A 15,320-nucleotide genomic window follows, 5' to 3' on the forward strand; every position below is an offset into this window, starting at 1 on the left:
TTTTTTGTCAAACTACTCATACGTTGACATAATAACAATGCACATTATGATCTTTGTTATGGACTATTTTTTCAAACACTTAATGCATGTGGGGCATCTCCCCCGCCGGTTCCCCTCAGGGGTATCCGTGGATAATATCGGGTATGTCCCGCACAAAAAGGAGTGGATCCGGCGCCGGTTCACTACCTTCAACTTCTCATTCATCCTCAGTGGAGGAGGAGAGTATTGGCGCGAGGGGGTATGTTGGCCGGTGCAGGCGCCCTGCGTGATCACACAGGCGCCCGGGATGATGATGGAGTATGGTCCTAGCGGGGATTGGGCAGAATGGGAAGAGTTATTCCTTATCTACCACCCGGACCGGATTCCTGCCCTGGAACAGATGGGGCTGATCCGGCGCGACGTCCCTGCCTGGAACATTAAGGATACAGGGCCCACGCGCGCCCTGATCCGGGAATTGAAGCAGGTGGATGACAGCGGGCAGGACGATGGCTTTGCTGACCGCATTGACCGCTTGTGTGAATTCATGCTGTTGGAAAGCATTCTGGGTGAAACCCGGAGGTCCATCTCCCCGGAAGAACGGGCCATTTTTGAAATTCGCGACACGGTTAAAGCCCGGTTTCTCGAGGATCATGATTTTAATGCGCTGGCCCGCCTGCATGGGCTGTCGGCGTCCACTTTCCGCCGGAGATGGGCCGGGGGGGTGGGGGAGCCGCCTGCCCGTTATGTGATGCGCTTAAGAATGGAGGAGGCCTGTCGGCTTCTGGTGGAAACGCGACTGAAGGCGGGCGAAATTGCCGGGATTCTGGGGTTCAGCGACCCGCTCTATTTTTCACGGCGCTTCCGGCTAGAGATGGGGGTAACGGCCCTTGAATACCGGCAGAGCCACCAGACGCCGCTCTCGTTTAATGTCCCCATTAGGTAGGGCGAGGCGTCCCTGCCGAGCCGTCGTGACAAGGGGTTATTGTCCGGTCTTGTGGTGCGACTACCCTTTCATGTATGAATAGGCTTATAACGATTCAATCGAAAGCGGTTTATATGCGAGCAATCATTTTTGACATGGACGGTGTGCTGACGGATTCCGAGCCGTTGATCTGTGAGGCGGCCATGGCGATGTTCCGGGAACGGGGCGTCACGGTCCAGCCTGAGGATTTTCATCCGTTTGTCGGCACGGGAGAGAACCGCTATCTGGGGGGCGTGGCGGAGAAATACGGGGTGGCGCTTGACCTCGTCGAGGCCAAGGCGCGCACGTATGAACTCTATTTGGAGATGGTGCCGGTGCGGCTGGAGGCTTTTCCTGGCGCGGTTGAACTGGTCGGGAAATGCCGTGAGGCGGGGTGGCTCTGCGCAGTGGCCTCCAGTGCCGATCGCATCAAAATCGAGGCTAACTTGAATAAGATCGGATTGCCCCCTGCCATGTGGCCGGCCATTGTGACGGCGGAGGATGTGGAGCGTCGTAAACCCGATCCGGCCATTTTCCTGATGGCGGCCAGCCGCCTCGGGGTGAGCCCGGCGCAGTGTACGGTGGTCGAGGACGCCGTTAACGGGATTGCCGCCGCGAAAGCGGCGGGGATGCGGTGTGTGGCGGTGGCCTCCACCTTTCCCGCCAACCTGCTGGGTCAGGCGGACCTTGTCCGCTCCTCCGTGAGCGCCATCACGCTGGAAGATTTAGGAAGATAAACCACGCTTTCCGGGTTTGGCGGAATGATCCCGGTTGAGAAAGTAATTCGACCAGCCGGAGCTGTGTGCCAGTTGTGATTTTTGCGGGGGAATGTAGGTTGTCCTCATCTCCTCCAGCTGTCCATCGCTTTTCTTGCGGTCATAAACCCGCGTCCAGACACACGGGCGTTGGTCCGGATAAGCCTCGCACATGCCTTTGGCGCTCCCGCCACAGGGACCATTGCGTTGCTGCTTGGCGCATTGACCCTTGGGACAGCAGAAGGCCATATCGGCCAGAGCGCAGTCGCCGCAGTCCTGACACCCGTACAACAGCATCTTGGTGGCGAGTTCGTTGGCGTGCGAGAGGCGGGCGAGGGCGGAGGTATCGCCGATCCATTGGTAGTAACGGGTTAACAGGCGGGCGAGGAGGCTGCTCCGCTCGAAGACGAGCCGATGAAAGAGTTTGGAGAGTTCATAGCTCCAGATGCGTTGCCCCTTTTCAATTCGGTTGATCACATCCTCATCAGGGCCGGGGGAGGCGTAACTGACAGGCGGGGGAAAGGCATAGTATTCACCCACCCGGCCGAATGACACCTCGGGAATATAGTCCGTCCATCGGGCTTCCAGTTCAGTGGCGCGGGAGACGATGAATTTGAAGTCCTCCGGTTTCAGGGCGAACCCGCCGATATGAACGCCATTGAAGCCCATGCCCTTGAACATGGCCACCATCTTGGCCGCCCGCTCGAGACGTTTGGATTTTCCCTTGTCGGGATCCCTGGATTCCTCCTCGATCACGCGCAGGAGTTCGTCGGTGACCACGCAGCCCGGCACCAGTCCGGCGTTCATGGTTTTGGCGGCGCCCAGACTCAGGACATAGACATTTCCAAGAACGGGGGTGTTCAATCCCCGACTCCGCAGATACCGTTTGATTTCAAGAAACTTGCGCATGTCATAGCCGAGTTGCGGGATGATGTAGTCGGCCCCCGCCGCGATTTTCTTGTCGAGTTTGAAAAACTGGGTGAGCAGTTCCGCTTCGGTCGCCTTGAACGGCGACACGGCGGCCGCGGTCAGGAAATGGGTTGGCGGAATTTTGGAGATGGTCCCTTTTTTGGCGCCGGGAACTTCAAGGCCCGCATTCAGCGTGTGGATATATTTAATGGCTTGAACCGAATCGAGATCGAACACGCTGGCCGCATTTCCCTCAAAACCGCCCGACGGGTAATCGCCTGAAATGACCAGGAGGTTATTGGCGCCCGCCCGGGCCAGGGCCATCAGGCGTGATTCCATGGCATTCCGGTTCATGTCGCGGCACGAGAAATGGATCAGTACGTCCAAGCCCGTTTTGAGAATGTCAGGAGCGAGGGCATCCGGAATCATGGCGGTGTTTCCGCCCGGGTTATCAGTCAGGCTGACGGCATGGATTTTAGGGAGTGAGCCGGCGGCCTCCCGTGCAAAAAGTAGCGCCGCGTCCAGACTGGCCCCTTCCTTGCCCCGGCCGGGAACAAATTCACAGGTGACGACGAATTCACCCTTTAATAAGGCCTCCCTTAGCATGATTTCACCCCCACTACCTTCTTAAGCAGGGCCCCTTTCCGGGCCGCAGGGACCCGCAGGGCGAACGGCTGATCGGTCAATCCCGATGACAGGGCCAGACCCAGAATCAGAAAGCCTGCGCCCACGAGAAATGACACCGGACCCGCTTGTTGGGCATAGTGATCCTTCAGCCAGGCCACGATCTGCGGACCCACCATCCCCGCCGCCGACCAGGCGGTGAGAATGGTGCCATACACCAGCGGCATGCGCATTCCCCCGAACACGTCCAGCACAAATGCCGGCATGGCCCCGAAGCCGCCGCCATAACAGAGCAGGACATAACACACCAGTGCGGCAAACAGCCAGGGGGTATCGGCCCTGGACAACACCAGGAAGGCCACGCCCTGGGTGGCCAGCATCAGGCGGAACACCTCAATGCGCCCGATGCGGTCCGAGAGCCAGCCCCACAATAAACGGCCTATCCCGTTAAAGAGGGAACTGACTGCGATCAGGGTGGCGCCCGCCGATACCAGGGCGGCCTGGGTCAGGGACGGGTCCTTTTTACTAAGCAGGTCCTGTAACAGGGGGGACTGAAATCCGATGATGGAGATGCCGGCCACAATGTTGCAGAAAAAGACCCCCCACATGGTCAGGAATCGCCGGGAAAGCAAATAGGCGCTGAGAGGGACAGAGTCCTGACCTACTGGGCTGATGGCACTGATGGGGGCCGTATATCCGGCCGGGTGATACCCGGCCGGAGGATTCTCGAGAACGGCACCGCAGGCGGTGGCCGTGATCAGAAAGAAAATGCCAAGCAAGGCAAATACATACACGGGATTTTCACCCGTGGCCGCCATCAGGGTTGGGGCCAGTCCTTTGCTCATCACCATGGCACCCAGTCCGAAGCCCATGATCACCATGCCGGTGACCAACCCTTTTTTGTCGGGGAACCACTTGGCCACTGTCGCCACGGGGGTGACATAGCCGAGGCCCAGTCCGGTGCCGCCTATCACCCCGTAGCCCAGATAGAGAAGGGCGAGTGACTCAAGGTGTAACGCCAGGGCCGCCGTCAGGGTGCCGATCCCGAACAGCAGTCCGCCCAGGATGGCCAATCGACGGGGGCCCCACTTGGCCAGATTCATTCCGCCCCAGGCGGCCGCCAGGCCCAGGAAACAAATCGCGAGGCTGAAGACCCAGGCCACCTGGGTATGGCTCCAATGATACCGGGCCATCAAGGGGATCTGGAAATAACTCCAGGCATACACCGACCCCAGGCAAATCTGGAGACAGGTCCCGGAAGTGGCGATCCGCCAGCGTTTGGTGTCGAGTGACATCCTCCTCCTTTGTCTTATACCGTGCAGGACATGAACGCATGCACCTTGCGGGCAATGACGTCTTTGCATTCATGAACACAAAGCACATCGCATTCCGTGCCCAGCATGAAGGGGTGGTTTTTAGCCCTCATGCGGGCCGCCAGGTCGCGGGACATTTCCTTTACCTGTTCCACGGTGATCAGGGTGTCGGACATAAACCGCTTGGAGGGCAGGTTCCCATAGAGAACCGTGTCCTTCGATACCAAGTCCGCCGCCTCCCATAACATGACCGGGCTGCCAAAGCTGAACACCTCCGGATGCAGGGTATTGAGTTGGCTGATCATGGCCGGGGTGAGTGAGCCGCAATCATGGAAAATCAGGGACGCCCCGCGGTCGGCAATCAACTTGCGGATGACCCGGTTCGGGGTCAGTACAAACCGGTCATAGATATCGGCCCCCTCAGCCATCTGGTTGGGCGAGAGATAAACGGTGTTGGCGGCCGGTTCAGCCACAATGATCGTTTTAGCCCCGGCATCCAGTTGTGATTCAATGGCGCGCAACACGACCGCCAGGGACAACTCGAGACAGACTTCGACGGCCTTGACTTCAGGATCCATCTCGCCGGTGATGCCTGACCCATACAGGAAAATCGGGGTGATGGGATCCGCCAGCAACTTGGTCATCAGGGAGAAGGGCCCGATCGAAATCCCCATGGGCAGGAGGGTCGAATGGGCGGCCACATAGCGGATGGCGTCATTGCGGGCTTCCATCCGGCGACCGAGCGGGCCTTTGATCTTGGATTTGAATTCCGCCACCAGGGCGTCGGTGGGAGTGTCATGGAAATGATAGGCCGGGCGATCGGCGGCGGGAATGCCAATCAAGGAAAGGAGATGGTCCTTTTCCAACATCAGATCCATGTGGGGCATGACGATCGGGCTTTTGTAGAATTCAGCGGCCTCCAGCAGGACTTGCCCCATCCGTTCCCCGTTATCGAGAATGGCCTCCACATCAGGATACTGATGCAAGATCATATCGATGCCGATGGGGACCCGCACATCATTTTTAGCCAAATTTATAAAATTCTCGCGATTCATCGTGTCTCCTTATGTAATGGAACTCTGTAAATAGGATGGCGCAGGCGGGAGTCGCTTTATTGTATAAATGAGCGTGTTTGTTGGATAATCGAGCGATGCTGGTTGTGGTCACCCCTAATCCATCCAGGGAATCTGCCGACACGGAAATCCGCCTTCGGAAAACGCTTTATGAAAGCGGGCGCTTTCGCTATGGTCTGACGGTTTGATCGATAAAGGAAGCCCCTGTTTATGGAAACAAAGAAAAAATTAAGGATTCTCTCGGGGATTCAGCCTTCGGGCAAGTTGCATCTGGGCAATTACTTCGGGATGATGAAGCCGGCATTGGCCCTGCAGCAGCAGGGGGATGCCTTTCTATTTATTGCCGATTATCACGCCTTGACGTCGGTATCCGATCCCCAGGTATTGCGGCAGAATATCCGGGATGTGGCGCTTGATTTCCTGGCCTGCGGGCTGGATACCAGCCGGACCGTATTCTTCCGGCAGAGCGATGTGCCGGAGGTCGTTGAGCTGGCCTGGTTGTTGTCGATCGTGACCCCGATGGGCCTGTTGGAGCGCTGTCATTCGTATAAGGATAAGACGTCGAAGGGGATCGCGGCCTCGCATGCGCTCTTCTCCTATCCGGTATTGATGGCGGCCGATATCCTGGAGGTGCAGGCCACCACGGTCCCCGTGGGGCGTGATCAGAAGCAGCACGTGGAAGTGGCGCGTGATATTGCCGTGAAGTTCAATCTTCAGTTTGGCGACACGTTCACCATCCCTGAGCCGGTCATCCGGGATGACGTGGCGGTGGTGCCCGGTCTGGATGGCCAGAAGATGTCGAAGTCCTATAACAACACGATCGAGCTGTTCGGGAGCGAGAAGGACACCAAGGCACGCATCATGCGGATTGTGACGGATAGCACGCCCCTGGATCAGCCCAAGGATCCCGCAACCTGCCATATCTTTGCGTTGTACAAGTTGTTTGCCTCGGATGCGGAGCGGGCGGAGATGGATGCGCGGTATCGGGTCAGCGGGTTTGGCTATGGCACCGCGAAAAAAGCATTGTTCGAAAAGGTGTGGTCGTATTTCGAGCCCTTCCGCAAACGACGGGAAGAGCTCCAGAAGGATCCCGCCTATGTGGAGGCGGTGCTGAAAGAGGGCGCGGAGCGCGCCCGGGTTGAAGCGGGCAAGACCTTATCGGCCGCCCGCCGGGCCGTCGGGTTGGCGTAAGGTCACAAAGGATTTATATGACGCAAATGGTTGTCCAAGATGATTATAAGGTGTCGCTCGAGGTATTCGAGGGGCCGCTTGACCTTCTCTTGTATTTGATCAAGAAGGACGAAGTCGATATCTACAATATCCCGATTGAGCGGGTGACCAAGCAGTACATGGAGTATCTCTCGCTCATGAAGCTGCTGGATCTCAATATTGCCGGTGAATTTATTGTCATGGCGGCCACGCTCATGATGATCAAGAGCCGCATGTTGCTTCCCGTGGATGTGCGCCCGGATATTGAGGAGGAAGAGGAGGATCCCCGGTGGGAACTGGTCAAGCAGCTGGTCGAGTACAAGAAGTTCAAGGAGGCGGCCTCCCATCTCCAGCATCGGGAATACCTTCAGGAAAACGTCTTTGCGCTCGGAAGCGATGCCGCGGCCGGGGTGGACGATGGGCCGGGGATCGGGTTGGGCGATGTCAGCCTGTTTGATCTGATCACGGCCTTCAATGATGCCCTGAAAAAGGTCAAAGTCGAGGAGTTCGGCGAGATTCATGACGAGCGGTTTACGGTGACGGATAAGATCGAATTTGTGCTGGTGACGTTGAAAACACAGGGGAAAGTGAGCTTTTCGACCCTGTTTGAAAAAGCCGCCAGCCGGAATGAGATCGTGTGCACATTCCTGGCCGTGCTGGAACTGATCCGGTTGCGCCAGTTGATGGCGCAGCAGGATGGTGACTTCGGGGAAATCGTGATTGTGACGAAAGCAGAAGTTTAAGGGGTTCAAGGTATGGAGGCAATACAAGTGGAACTAAAACAAGTCCTCGGGGCAATCATTTTCGCGGCACGCCAACCCATGTCGGTCGGGGCGATCCGGAAAGTGTTGCAGGAAACGGCTGAAATCAATCGCGAAGAAGCGGGCGTCTATGGCTCGGTTAAGGATGCCGAACTCAAAGCCTGCCTGCGGCAGTTGCAGACGGAATGTGAGACCAGCAAGACGGGCGTGCATCTGGTGGAGAATGCCGATGGCTTCCGCTTTCAGAGTGATCCCACCGGCGGTCCCTGGGTGCGCCATATGCTGAATGTCGGCAAGCCGACCCGGTTATCCCGCCCGGCCCTGGAAACCCTGGCCATCATCGCCTATCGCCAGCCCATCTCCCGCGCCGAGTTGGAAGCGGTTCGTGGCGTGGCGGTGGATCATGTGATCCGCATGCTCATGGAGATGCAGCTGATCAAGATTGTCGGACGAAGCGAGCTGCCCGGGCGTCCCATGCTGTATGGTACCACGGCGTTGTTTCTTGAGCATTTTGGCCTCAAGGAGGTCAAGGATCTGCCCGGAATTGCGGAATTGAGCCGGATGGATGCGTTGCGCCAAAAACAGGATGATAGCACCAAGGAGGCGGCCGCCACGGTGGCTCCCGCGGTTGAGGTCCCTGCAGAAGAAGCCGCCTCTCCGGCGGCGGCCTTAGAGCCGGACGAAGATCCGTCCGATCCGTCGGATGACGAAGACGGTGAAGATGAGGATGACGAAGAAGACGAGGACGAAGACGACGAAGACGAAGATGAGGATGACTCAGAAGAGGAGAAATGATGAGCTTGGAAACGGTCCGGAAAAAAATAGACAACGTTGACGAGAAGCTGGTCAAACTCCTGAATGAGCGGACCCGGTATGCGCTGGAAATCGGAAAGCTGAAGAAGAAGGACGGAAAGAGCATCTATGTCCCGGCCCGTGAGAAACAAGTCTTGGCCCGCGTGTCGAAGTTGAACGGCGGCCCGCTTGCGGAGAAGTCGATCCGGGCCATCTATCGGGAAATCATGTCGGCCGCCCTGGCACTGGAGAAGAATCTCAAGGTGGCCTATATGGGCCCCCCCTCCACGTTTTCGCATCAGGCCGCCCGGAGTCGCTTCGGCGGGAGTGTGGACTATTTGTCCTGCGAGACCATCAGTGATGTGTTCGATGCGGTAGAAAAGCAGATGGCTGACTACGGGGTGGTGCCAGTCGAGAACTCAACAGAGGGCGCGGTGACCTATACCCTTGACCGGATGACGGAAACCTCACTTAAGATTTGTGCGGAGTTGTATCTGCCGGTTTCTCAGAACCTGCTGGCCAAAGGGCCCCGTGAGAAAATAAAAAAACTCTACAGCCACCCCCAGGTCCTGGGGCAGTGCCGGCAATGGTTGCAACGCGAAATGGCGGGCGTAGACCTGATCCCTGTGGCCAGCACGGCGCGTGGGGCCGAACTGGCGTCCAAGGAGGAGTGCGCCGGGGCACTGTCCAGTTCGTTGGCTGCGGAAATCTACGGGCTGAACATTCTAGAGTCCGATGTCCAGGACCTGAGCGGCAATACCACCCGCTTCCTGGTGATTGGCCACAGCCAGAATCAGCCGACCGGGGATGACAAAACGTCATTGCTATTCGCGGTGCAGCACAAGGCGGGCGCCCTGTACGGGGCCTTGGAGTCCTTTAAGAAGTTCGGCCTGAATCTCACCAAGATTGAGTCGCGCCCCAGCCGCAGTAAGCGGTGGGAATATTTCTTCTTTGTGGACATCGAGGGCCATGCCGAGGATAAAAAGGTGAAGCAGGGGTTGCAGGATCTGAGTAAGCATTGTGCCTTGTTGACGGTGCTCGGATCATATCCCAAGGCGTGAGAGGAAACATATGATGACATTTAATGAATTAGCGAGGCCCTGGGTATCCGGACTTGGAGTGTATGAACCAGGCCGGCCGATTGAGGAAGTGGCGCGTGAAATGGGGTTTCAGGACGCGAGTGAAATCATCAAGCTTGCCTCCAATGAAAATGCGCTGGGCGTCTCGCCTAAAGCGGTGGCCGCCATGAAGAAGGCGGCCCGTCAGATGCATCTGTACCCCGACGGGGGTGCCTTTTATCTGCGTCAGGCCCTGGGGAAGAAACTGGGGGTCTCCCCGGATCAGATTATTGCAGGATCAGGCAGTAATGAATTGATCGAGTTTATCGGGCATGTCTTTCTGGATGCCTCGACGTCCATCGTGATGGCGGACCGGGCCTTTGTGGTTTACAAGCTGGTGGCGGATATGTTCCTGGCCCGGACCATCAAGGTGCCCATGAAGGCGTTCACCCACGACCTGGACGCCATGTTGGCGGCCATTACGCCGGATACCCGCGTGGTGTTTGTGGCGAATCCGAACAATCCGACGGGCACCATGGTGGATCAGGCCGCCCTTGACCGGTTTATGGAGCAGGTCCCTGACCATGTGCTGGTGGCGTTTGATGAGGCCTATATTGAGTTGCTGCCTCCTGAGCGTCAGCCCGACTGTCTCAAGTATGTGCGCGCCGGTCGCAAGGTGATCATTCTTCGGACCTTCTCGAAAACCTATGGACTGGCCGGCTTGCGTATTGGATATGGAGTGGCTTCGGAGGAGTGCATCAAGCTGTTGCAGCGGGTGCGCCAGCCGTTCAATACCACGGCCATGGCGCAGGTGGCGGCCATCGCGGCGCTGGACGATGATGAGTTTGTTGCGCGGACCCGCGCCATGACCCGGGACGGGGTGGCGTATTTTGAGGCGATCTTCCGGAAAATGAAATTGGAGTTTGTGCCCACCTCGGCCAACTTCATCATGGTGAAGGTCGGCCCGGGCCGGAAAATCTTTGATGCCCTGCAACGGCAGGGAGTGATTGTACGACCCATGGATCCCTATGGCCTGCCCGAATATATCCGGATCACCATCGGAACCCGTGCCGAAAACCGGCGCTGTATTTCCGCGCTTAAAAAAGTTCTTAAAGACGCATGACACTCCCTCTCCCTTCAGGGGAGAGGGTTGGGGTGAGGGTGCAGACGGATATGAAAAAGGTAGCCATTATCGGATTGGGGTTGATGGGAGGCTCGCTGGGGCTGGCTTTGAAGCGACGGGGTCTGGCGAACGTCAGCGCTTCGGCACGCCGTGAGGATACCCGCCGCCTGGCCTTGTCCATGGGCGCGGCGGACGAGGTTTTCGAAACCCCGCAGGCGGCGTTGCGGGGGGCCGATGTGGCTGTATTCTGCACGCCGGTGTGCAGTATTCCTGCGCTGGCCAAAGAGTGTTTGACGGCCTTTGAGCCCGGTTGCGTGGTAACGGATGTCGGCAGCACCAAAGCCGGTCTGGCGGGGGAGATGTCCGGCCTTTTCCGTGGAACCGGCCTGGTGTTTGTGGGGAGTCACCCGATGGCCGGTTCTGAGAAAACGGGCATTGAGGTGGCCAATGCCGATCTCTATGAGGGTGCCGTGACCGCGTTGACGCCGCTGGCGAATGTTGCGGAGGTGGCGATTGCCACTATCGAGCAACTCTGGAAAGGGGTGGGGTCCGGGGTGGTCCGGTTGGCCCCTGAGGCCCATGATGAACTGGTCGCCCGCAGCAGCCATTTGCCGCATCTCATTGCCGCCCTGCTGGTGGCAACGGCGGGTCGTGACCAGCCTGCCGACTTACCGAAATTTTGTGGCCCGGGATTCCGCTCAACCACCCGGGTGGCCTCCGGTTCCCCGGACATGTGGCATGATATCGTGAAAACCAACCGAGGCGCCATTCTTGCTGAATTACACGCCTATGAAACTCAGCTGGGCGACCTGATTGCGGCCATGGAAAAGCAGGACTACGCAGCGGTTAAATCCTTCCTCGAGCACGCCCAGACCCTGCGCCGGAAATTGGCAGGGTGATTACGCGTCTTGCAGGACCTTGAGTTCCACGCCCACTACCAGCGTTTTGACCTTTTCGCGATAGGTTGCCATGTGGGGGGCATCCAGGTGGGCGCGTAGTGCGTCCAGGCTGCTCCACTTTTCGATGATCGTCACCACGGTTGCATCCAACCGTTGCGGCGGCAGCCCGGTCTCGGCATCTACGGTCGGGCGGTATTCCAGACACCCCGCCTCGGCCCTTACGGCGGGAACGTTGTCTTTAAAAATCTCCAGGAATTTGGCTTTTCCTTCGGGGGTAACACGGATCGAGGCAATCACATTAATCATTATCTGGTTCTCCTTGAATGGATGTCCTTTTGCACCACTTGACGTAGGGTGTCAAGCACGGCTCGAATGGAAATGATTTTATTCTATGGGCTTGCTGATTATGAAAAAAATTAACATGATGACCCGTTAATGGCCAGTATGGCCAGTTTTCTGTCTATTTAATAGTTAAAGGAGGATGGTTTATGGCGAATGCGGCAGTGTCAACGGAGTCTTTGGGTGGCGAAAAGAAGATCGAGTACAAGGGGAAGAAATTGAGAGTGGCCATCGTGGGGTGTGGCGGCATTTCCGAACTTCACTTGAGAACGTTTGCCGGTATGCCTGATGTTGAAATCGTGGCGGGCGTGGATATCAAACCTGAACGCCTGGCGCTGATGCAGGAAAAGTATGGCATCAAAAAACTGTATTCAGACTGGAAGGTCATGCTGAAGGAAATCAAGCCTGACGCTGTGGATGTCTGCACGCCGAATGGCGTCCATGCCCAGGCGGCAATTGATGCCTCCAACGCGGGATGTCATGTCATCACCGAAAAGCCCATGGCCATGAGTCCGGCGGAATGCGCCAAAATGATTGCGGCCGCCAAAAAGGCCGGCAAGTTGTTGGTGACCGGCTTCCAATATCGCTATCACCCCGTAACCCAGATGATCAAGCGCTTCCGGGAAGAAGGGCAATTCGGCAATATCATGTTTGTGAAATGTCAGGCGCTGCGGCGCCGCGGCATCCCTAACTGGGGTGTGTTTGGCCAGAAGGAATTGCAAGGGGGCGGACCGATGATTGACATCGGCGTGCATGTGATCGAAATGGCCCATTATGCCATGGGGCGTCCGCGTCCGGTGGCCGCCACGGGTAACGTCTGGACTTACATGGGCAACAAGAAGAGCAATGTGGTCAGCGCCTGGCCGAACTGGGATTGGAAGACCTACACCGTCGAAGATCTGGCCATCGGTCATATCCGCTTTGAAAACGGGGCGGTGCTTCATATTGAGGCGAGTTTCTGCGGCCATATTGAGAAGGATGTCTGGAATTTCAACATGATCGGCGACAAGGGCGGTTGCAACTGGGACCCCGCCGCGGTCTTCACCGATCAGGCGGGTACGATGGTCAACATGACCCCTTCCTGGTTACCGGCAGGTGACTTCCCCTCGATGTTCAACAGTAAGTTGCGGAACTTCGTGGATGGCTGTCTCAAGGGGACGGCCCTCGAAGCCCCGGGTGAAGATGGCCTCGCCATCCAGAAAATCCTCGACGGGATCTACCGCTCTTCCGCCGCAGGCAAGGAAGTCAAGATTGACTAATTAAAACAGCATGTCTTCCCGCGGATCGCGCCCGTAGCGTCGCGGGCGGCCATGGCGGTTTGGGCGGTTCGCTTCACGCTCCAGTTGCTTCAGCAGGTTCTCAACCGATTTTAAATTCCATTCCGCATCGGCATTTTGATCTTCAAGCTCACGCCGGATTTTGTTGCCGAACCGGGGATCCTCAATCCGGGTTTTAAAGTCCCAGGCCGGGTCATGTTTGACCTGTTTGATCTCCGATTTGGTTGAGCGCAGGGATTGCTTCAGCTGACGGGTCAGATTCTGGATCAGGCTGACCGCACTGTGAGCACCCAAGCCGGATTCGCCGCCATCGCAGCGCGCCAGGATGTTATAGAGGGCACCGGCATCCTTGCGACGGTACGCGGCCTGCGCCTCGTGCCAGAGCACCTTCCGGGCCTCGGACATCTGCCCATGATGATCCGGATGAAGCCGCCGGACAATGGTGCGATATAACTCCTTGGCCGTCTTACCTTCCTCCTCTGAATTGCCGGACTGGCGGTGGGGCAGGCGGATGCCCGTCATTTCTTCGAAAAATTCATTGAAGCCCGCCTTGGCGTCATCGGGAATGTCGTCGAAGTCATCCTCGCTATCGAAGTCATCGTCTGAACGGTCGTCAAGCGAGGGCTCTGGATGTTTCTTTCGCTTGCGTTCCATGGCCTCTTCCCAGAGCCGGTCTTCCTCCTCAGCCTCTACCGCATGGGCCCGGCGCCAAAGCAGTTTTTTATAGGCGGCCCCGTCCGAGAGGTGGTAGCGCGAGGCGAGCGCCTGGATTTCAAAGACCGTGTTTCTGTTCTCGTCCAGCGCCTGGACCAGTTCACGCTGGCGGGTGAGCAGATTCCCGAAATGCTGGTGGACCCAGGAGCGGAAGCCGGGAACATCTTCCTCATGGAACCGCTTCAGCTGGGCTTTGTGCCGTTCAAGTTCCCGTTCGGCCTTTTGATAGTCCTTGAGCGCTTTATTCCGGATTGAGCTCGTGTTCAGGCAGATCAAGGCCGAGCCCGTCCTCATTTGGGCACGAGTCACATAGGGTTTAGGCGCTGGCCGGTATCGGGTATCAGACTTTCGCATGGCCGGTGAGTTCGGTGTTGACCCAGTCGTACAAGCCTTGGGCCGTTTTCAAGAATGACGTCTGGGAATATGATTGCCGGGCGAGGGTGCTTGCCGATTGTCCCAGTTGTTCTCGCAGGGCGGTGTTGTTTGCCAATGTTGTCATGGCTGCGGCAAAGGCCTCCACGGTGGCCGGGGCAAGGAGCGCCACGTCCGGGGTGAGCACCTGGGTATGGGTGGGCAGGGCGGTGGCGAGGATGGCTTTGCCGGAAGCAAGATAGGAATAAATTTTCATGGGGGTGTTGTTGCCCTTGATGCGGGGGGAGACCAGGATATCCGCGGCTTCAAAGAGGGCGGCCATGCGGCTGACCGGCTGGTGCCCGAGGAATTGCGTGCAGGCCTGTATTCCCAGCGTGGCGGCTTTCTCCTGGTATCGCGTGACGTCCGCGGTTTTGCCGCCGGCGATGATCAGGTCGGCCTGTCCTCCGTCTTGAATAAAGCAGGCGAAACTTTCCAGCAGGAGGTCGGCCCCCTGGTAGGTCTCAAGGTTTCCCAGATACATCAAGCGGGGCCGGTGATGATCGGGGATCAGTTGTTGAACGGTCGTGCGATCCGCCTCGGAGGCCGGCTGCAACAACGAGATATCGCGCAGGAGAGTGATGTGGCGGGCGCCCTCTGCACGGGCAATATCCGCGAGGGCGTCGCATACGGGCACGACCCCGAGCGCCCGTTTGATGGCCGCGCCTTCGGTCCGGGCCATCAGGGGAAGCAGGAATTTGAGGAATCCGAATTTTTCCGCGATCTGGCGCGCGAGCGAGGAATCCATGTCGTACAGGTAAGGAATACCATAGCGCCGTTGGATGAGCATGGCCATATAGACCGACTCTTCCACGGCGTGGACGAGATCATAGCGCTTGGTGCGTGCCATCTTGAGGGCGGTGGGAAGCATCACCAGATCGCAGAGGATTTTCTTCAACGAAGGCCCGGGCGGGACATTCCGGGCAAAGAGGGGGCGGCGGATCCGATGAAGCGTGATGCCGGGATGGGTGACGTCCGACCCCTCGTGATAGGTCAGGACGTCGACGGTGTGGCCTTGCCGGGAGAGGGCCTGCAGCAACAGGTTGACGGCAATGGGCGTGCCGCGTTCCTGATAGAAGGGGTGGGGAGCAAGGAAAAGGATGTTCATAGCCCCCGATGTAAT

The 15,320-nt window shown here is 57.7% G+C and carries 15 protein-coding genes; 9 read left to right on the forward strand and 6 right to left on the reverse strand.

Annotated elements, in window-relative coordinates:
* Positions 1 to 58 precede the first annotated feature (58 nt).
* Complete coding sequence (locus WCS52_09640) at positions 59 to 922, forward strand: AraC family transcriptional regulator (GenBank protein ID MEI6167444.1); 864 nt, start codon at positions 59 to 61, stop codon at positions 920 to 922.
* A gap of 113 nt (positions 923 to 1,035) precedes the next feature.
* Positions 1,036 to 1,677: an HAD-IA family hydrolase gene (locus WCS52_09645; protein ID MEI6167445.1), complete on the forward strand. Its 642-nt coding sequence runs from the start codon at positions 1,036 to 1,038 to the stop codon at positions 1,675 to 1,677.
* On the opposite strand, the gene WCS52_09650 is transcribed toward WCS52_09645, so the two are convergent.
* The 3 genes from WCS52_09650 to WCS52_09660 are packed head-to-tail and all read right to left on the reverse strand — an operon-like array spanning position 1,666 to position 5,596.
* On the reverse strand, positions 1,666 to 3,210 hold the full coding sequence (locus WCS52_09650) for a methylenetetrahydrofolate reductase C-terminal domain-containing protein (GenBank protein MEI6167446.1): 1,545 nt from the start codon (positions 3,208 to 3,210) through the stop codon (positions 1,666 to 1,668). The two genes, WCS52_09645 and WCS52_09650, sit on opposite strands and share 12 nt — an antisense overlap.
* Positions 3,204 to 4,523 (reverse strand): OFA family MFS transporter, encoded by a 1,320-nt coding sequence (locus WCS52_09655; GenBank protein ID MEI6167447.1) that lies wholly within the window; start codon positions 4,521 to 4,523, stop codon positions 3,204 to 3,206. Before WCS52_09655 ends, WCS52_09650 begins: the two co-directional genes overlap by 7 nt.
* Positions 4,524 to 4,537: 14 nt before the next feature.
* Entirely contained in the window at positions 4,538 to 5,596 is a 1,059-nt protein-coding gene (locus tag WCS52_09660; protein MEI6167448.1) for a uroporphyrinogen decarboxylase family protein, read from the reverse strand.
* A gap of 228 nt (positions 5,597 to 5,824) precedes the next feature.
* Here WCS52_09660 and trpS point away from each other — a divergent pair, with 228 nt between their 5' ends.
* The 6 genes from trpS to WCS52_09690 are packed head-to-tail and all read left to right on the forward strand — an operon-like array spanning position 5,825 to position 11,456.
* On the forward strand, positions 5,825 to 6,805 hold the full coding sequence (gene trpS / locus WCS52_09665) for a tryptophan--tRNA ligase (GenBank protein ID MEI6167449.1): 981 nt from the start codon (positions 5,825 to 5,827) through the stop codon (positions 6,803 to 6,805).
* Positions 6,806 to 6,822: 17 nt separating this feature from the next.
* A complete protein-coding gene (locus WCS52_09670) occupies positions 6,823 to 7,566 on the forward strand; it encodes a segregation/condensation protein A (protein MEI6167450.1) in 744 nt (247 codons plus the stop codon).
* 12 nt (positions 7,567 to 7,578) lie between these two features.
* Positions 7,579 to 8,379 carry an SMC-Scp complex subunit ScpB gene (scpB, locus tag WCS52_09675; protein MEI6167451.1) on the forward strand — a complete coding sequence of 267 codons (801 nt, stop codon included), beginning with the start codon at positions 7,579 to 7,581 and terminating at the stop codon, positions 8,377 to 8,379.
* Entirely contained in the window at positions 8,376 to 9,437 is a 1,062-nt protein-coding gene (pheA, locus tag WCS52_09680) for a prephenate dehydratase (protein ID MEI6167452.1), read from the forward strand. The genes scpB and pheA overlap by 4 nt, the downstream gene beginning before the upstream one ends.
* A gap of 10 nt (positions 9,438 to 9,447) precedes the next feature.
* Positions 9,448 to 10,557 carry a histidinol-phosphate transaminase gene (gene hisC, locus WCS52_09685; GenBank protein MEI6167453.1) on the forward strand — a complete coding sequence of 370 codons (1,110 nt, stop codon included), beginning with the start codon at positions 9,448 to 9,450 and terminating at the stop codon, positions 10,555 to 10,557.
* Positions 10,558 to 10,607: 50 nt separating this feature from the next.
* Positions 10,608 to 11,456 carry a prephenate dehydrogenase/arogenate dehydrogenase family protein gene (locus tag WCS52_09690; GenBank protein ID MEI6167454.1) on the forward strand — a complete coding sequence of 283 codons (849 nt, stop codon included), beginning with the start codon at positions 10,608 to 10,610 and terminating at the stop codon, positions 11,454 to 11,456.
* Here WCS52_09690 and WCS52_09695 read toward each other — a convergent pair whose 3' ends face one another.
* Positions 11,457 to 11,762 carry a putative quinol monooxygenase gene (locus WCS52_09695; GenBank protein ID MEI6167455.1) on the reverse strand — a complete coding sequence of 102 codons (306 nt, stop codon included), beginning with the start codon at positions 11,760 to 11,762 and terminating at the stop codon, positions 11,457 to 11,459.
* Positions 11,763 to 11,944: 182 nt separating this feature from the next.
* On the opposite strand from WCS52_09695, the gene WCS52_09700 reads away from it, so the two are divergent.
* On the forward strand, positions 11,945 to 13,054 hold the full coding sequence (locus WCS52_09700) for a Gfo/Idh/MocA family oxidoreductase (protein ID MEI6167456.1): 1,110 nt from the start codon (positions 11,945 to 11,947) through the stop codon (positions 13,052 to 13,054).
* On the opposite strand, the gene WCS52_09705 is transcribed toward WCS52_09700, so the two are convergent.
* Entirely contained in the window at positions 13,055 to 14,140 is a 1,086-nt protein-coding gene (locus WCS52_09705) for a hypothetical protein (protein ID MEI6167457.1), read from the reverse strand.
* On the reverse strand, positions 14,127 to 15,305 hold the full coding sequence (locus tag WCS52_09710) for a glycosyltransferase family 4 protein (GenBank protein MEI6167458.1): 1,179 nt from the start codon (positions 15,303 to 15,305) through the stop codon (positions 14,127 to 14,129). The genes WCS52_09705 and WCS52_09710 overlap by 14 nt, the downstream gene beginning before the upstream one ends.
* Positions 15,306 to 15,320 lie beyond the last annotated feature (15 nt).

The organism is bacterium, from assembly GCA_037128595.1.
Lineage (GTDB): Bacteria > Verrucomicrobiota > Kiritimatiellia > CAIKKV01 > CAITUY01 > JAABPW01.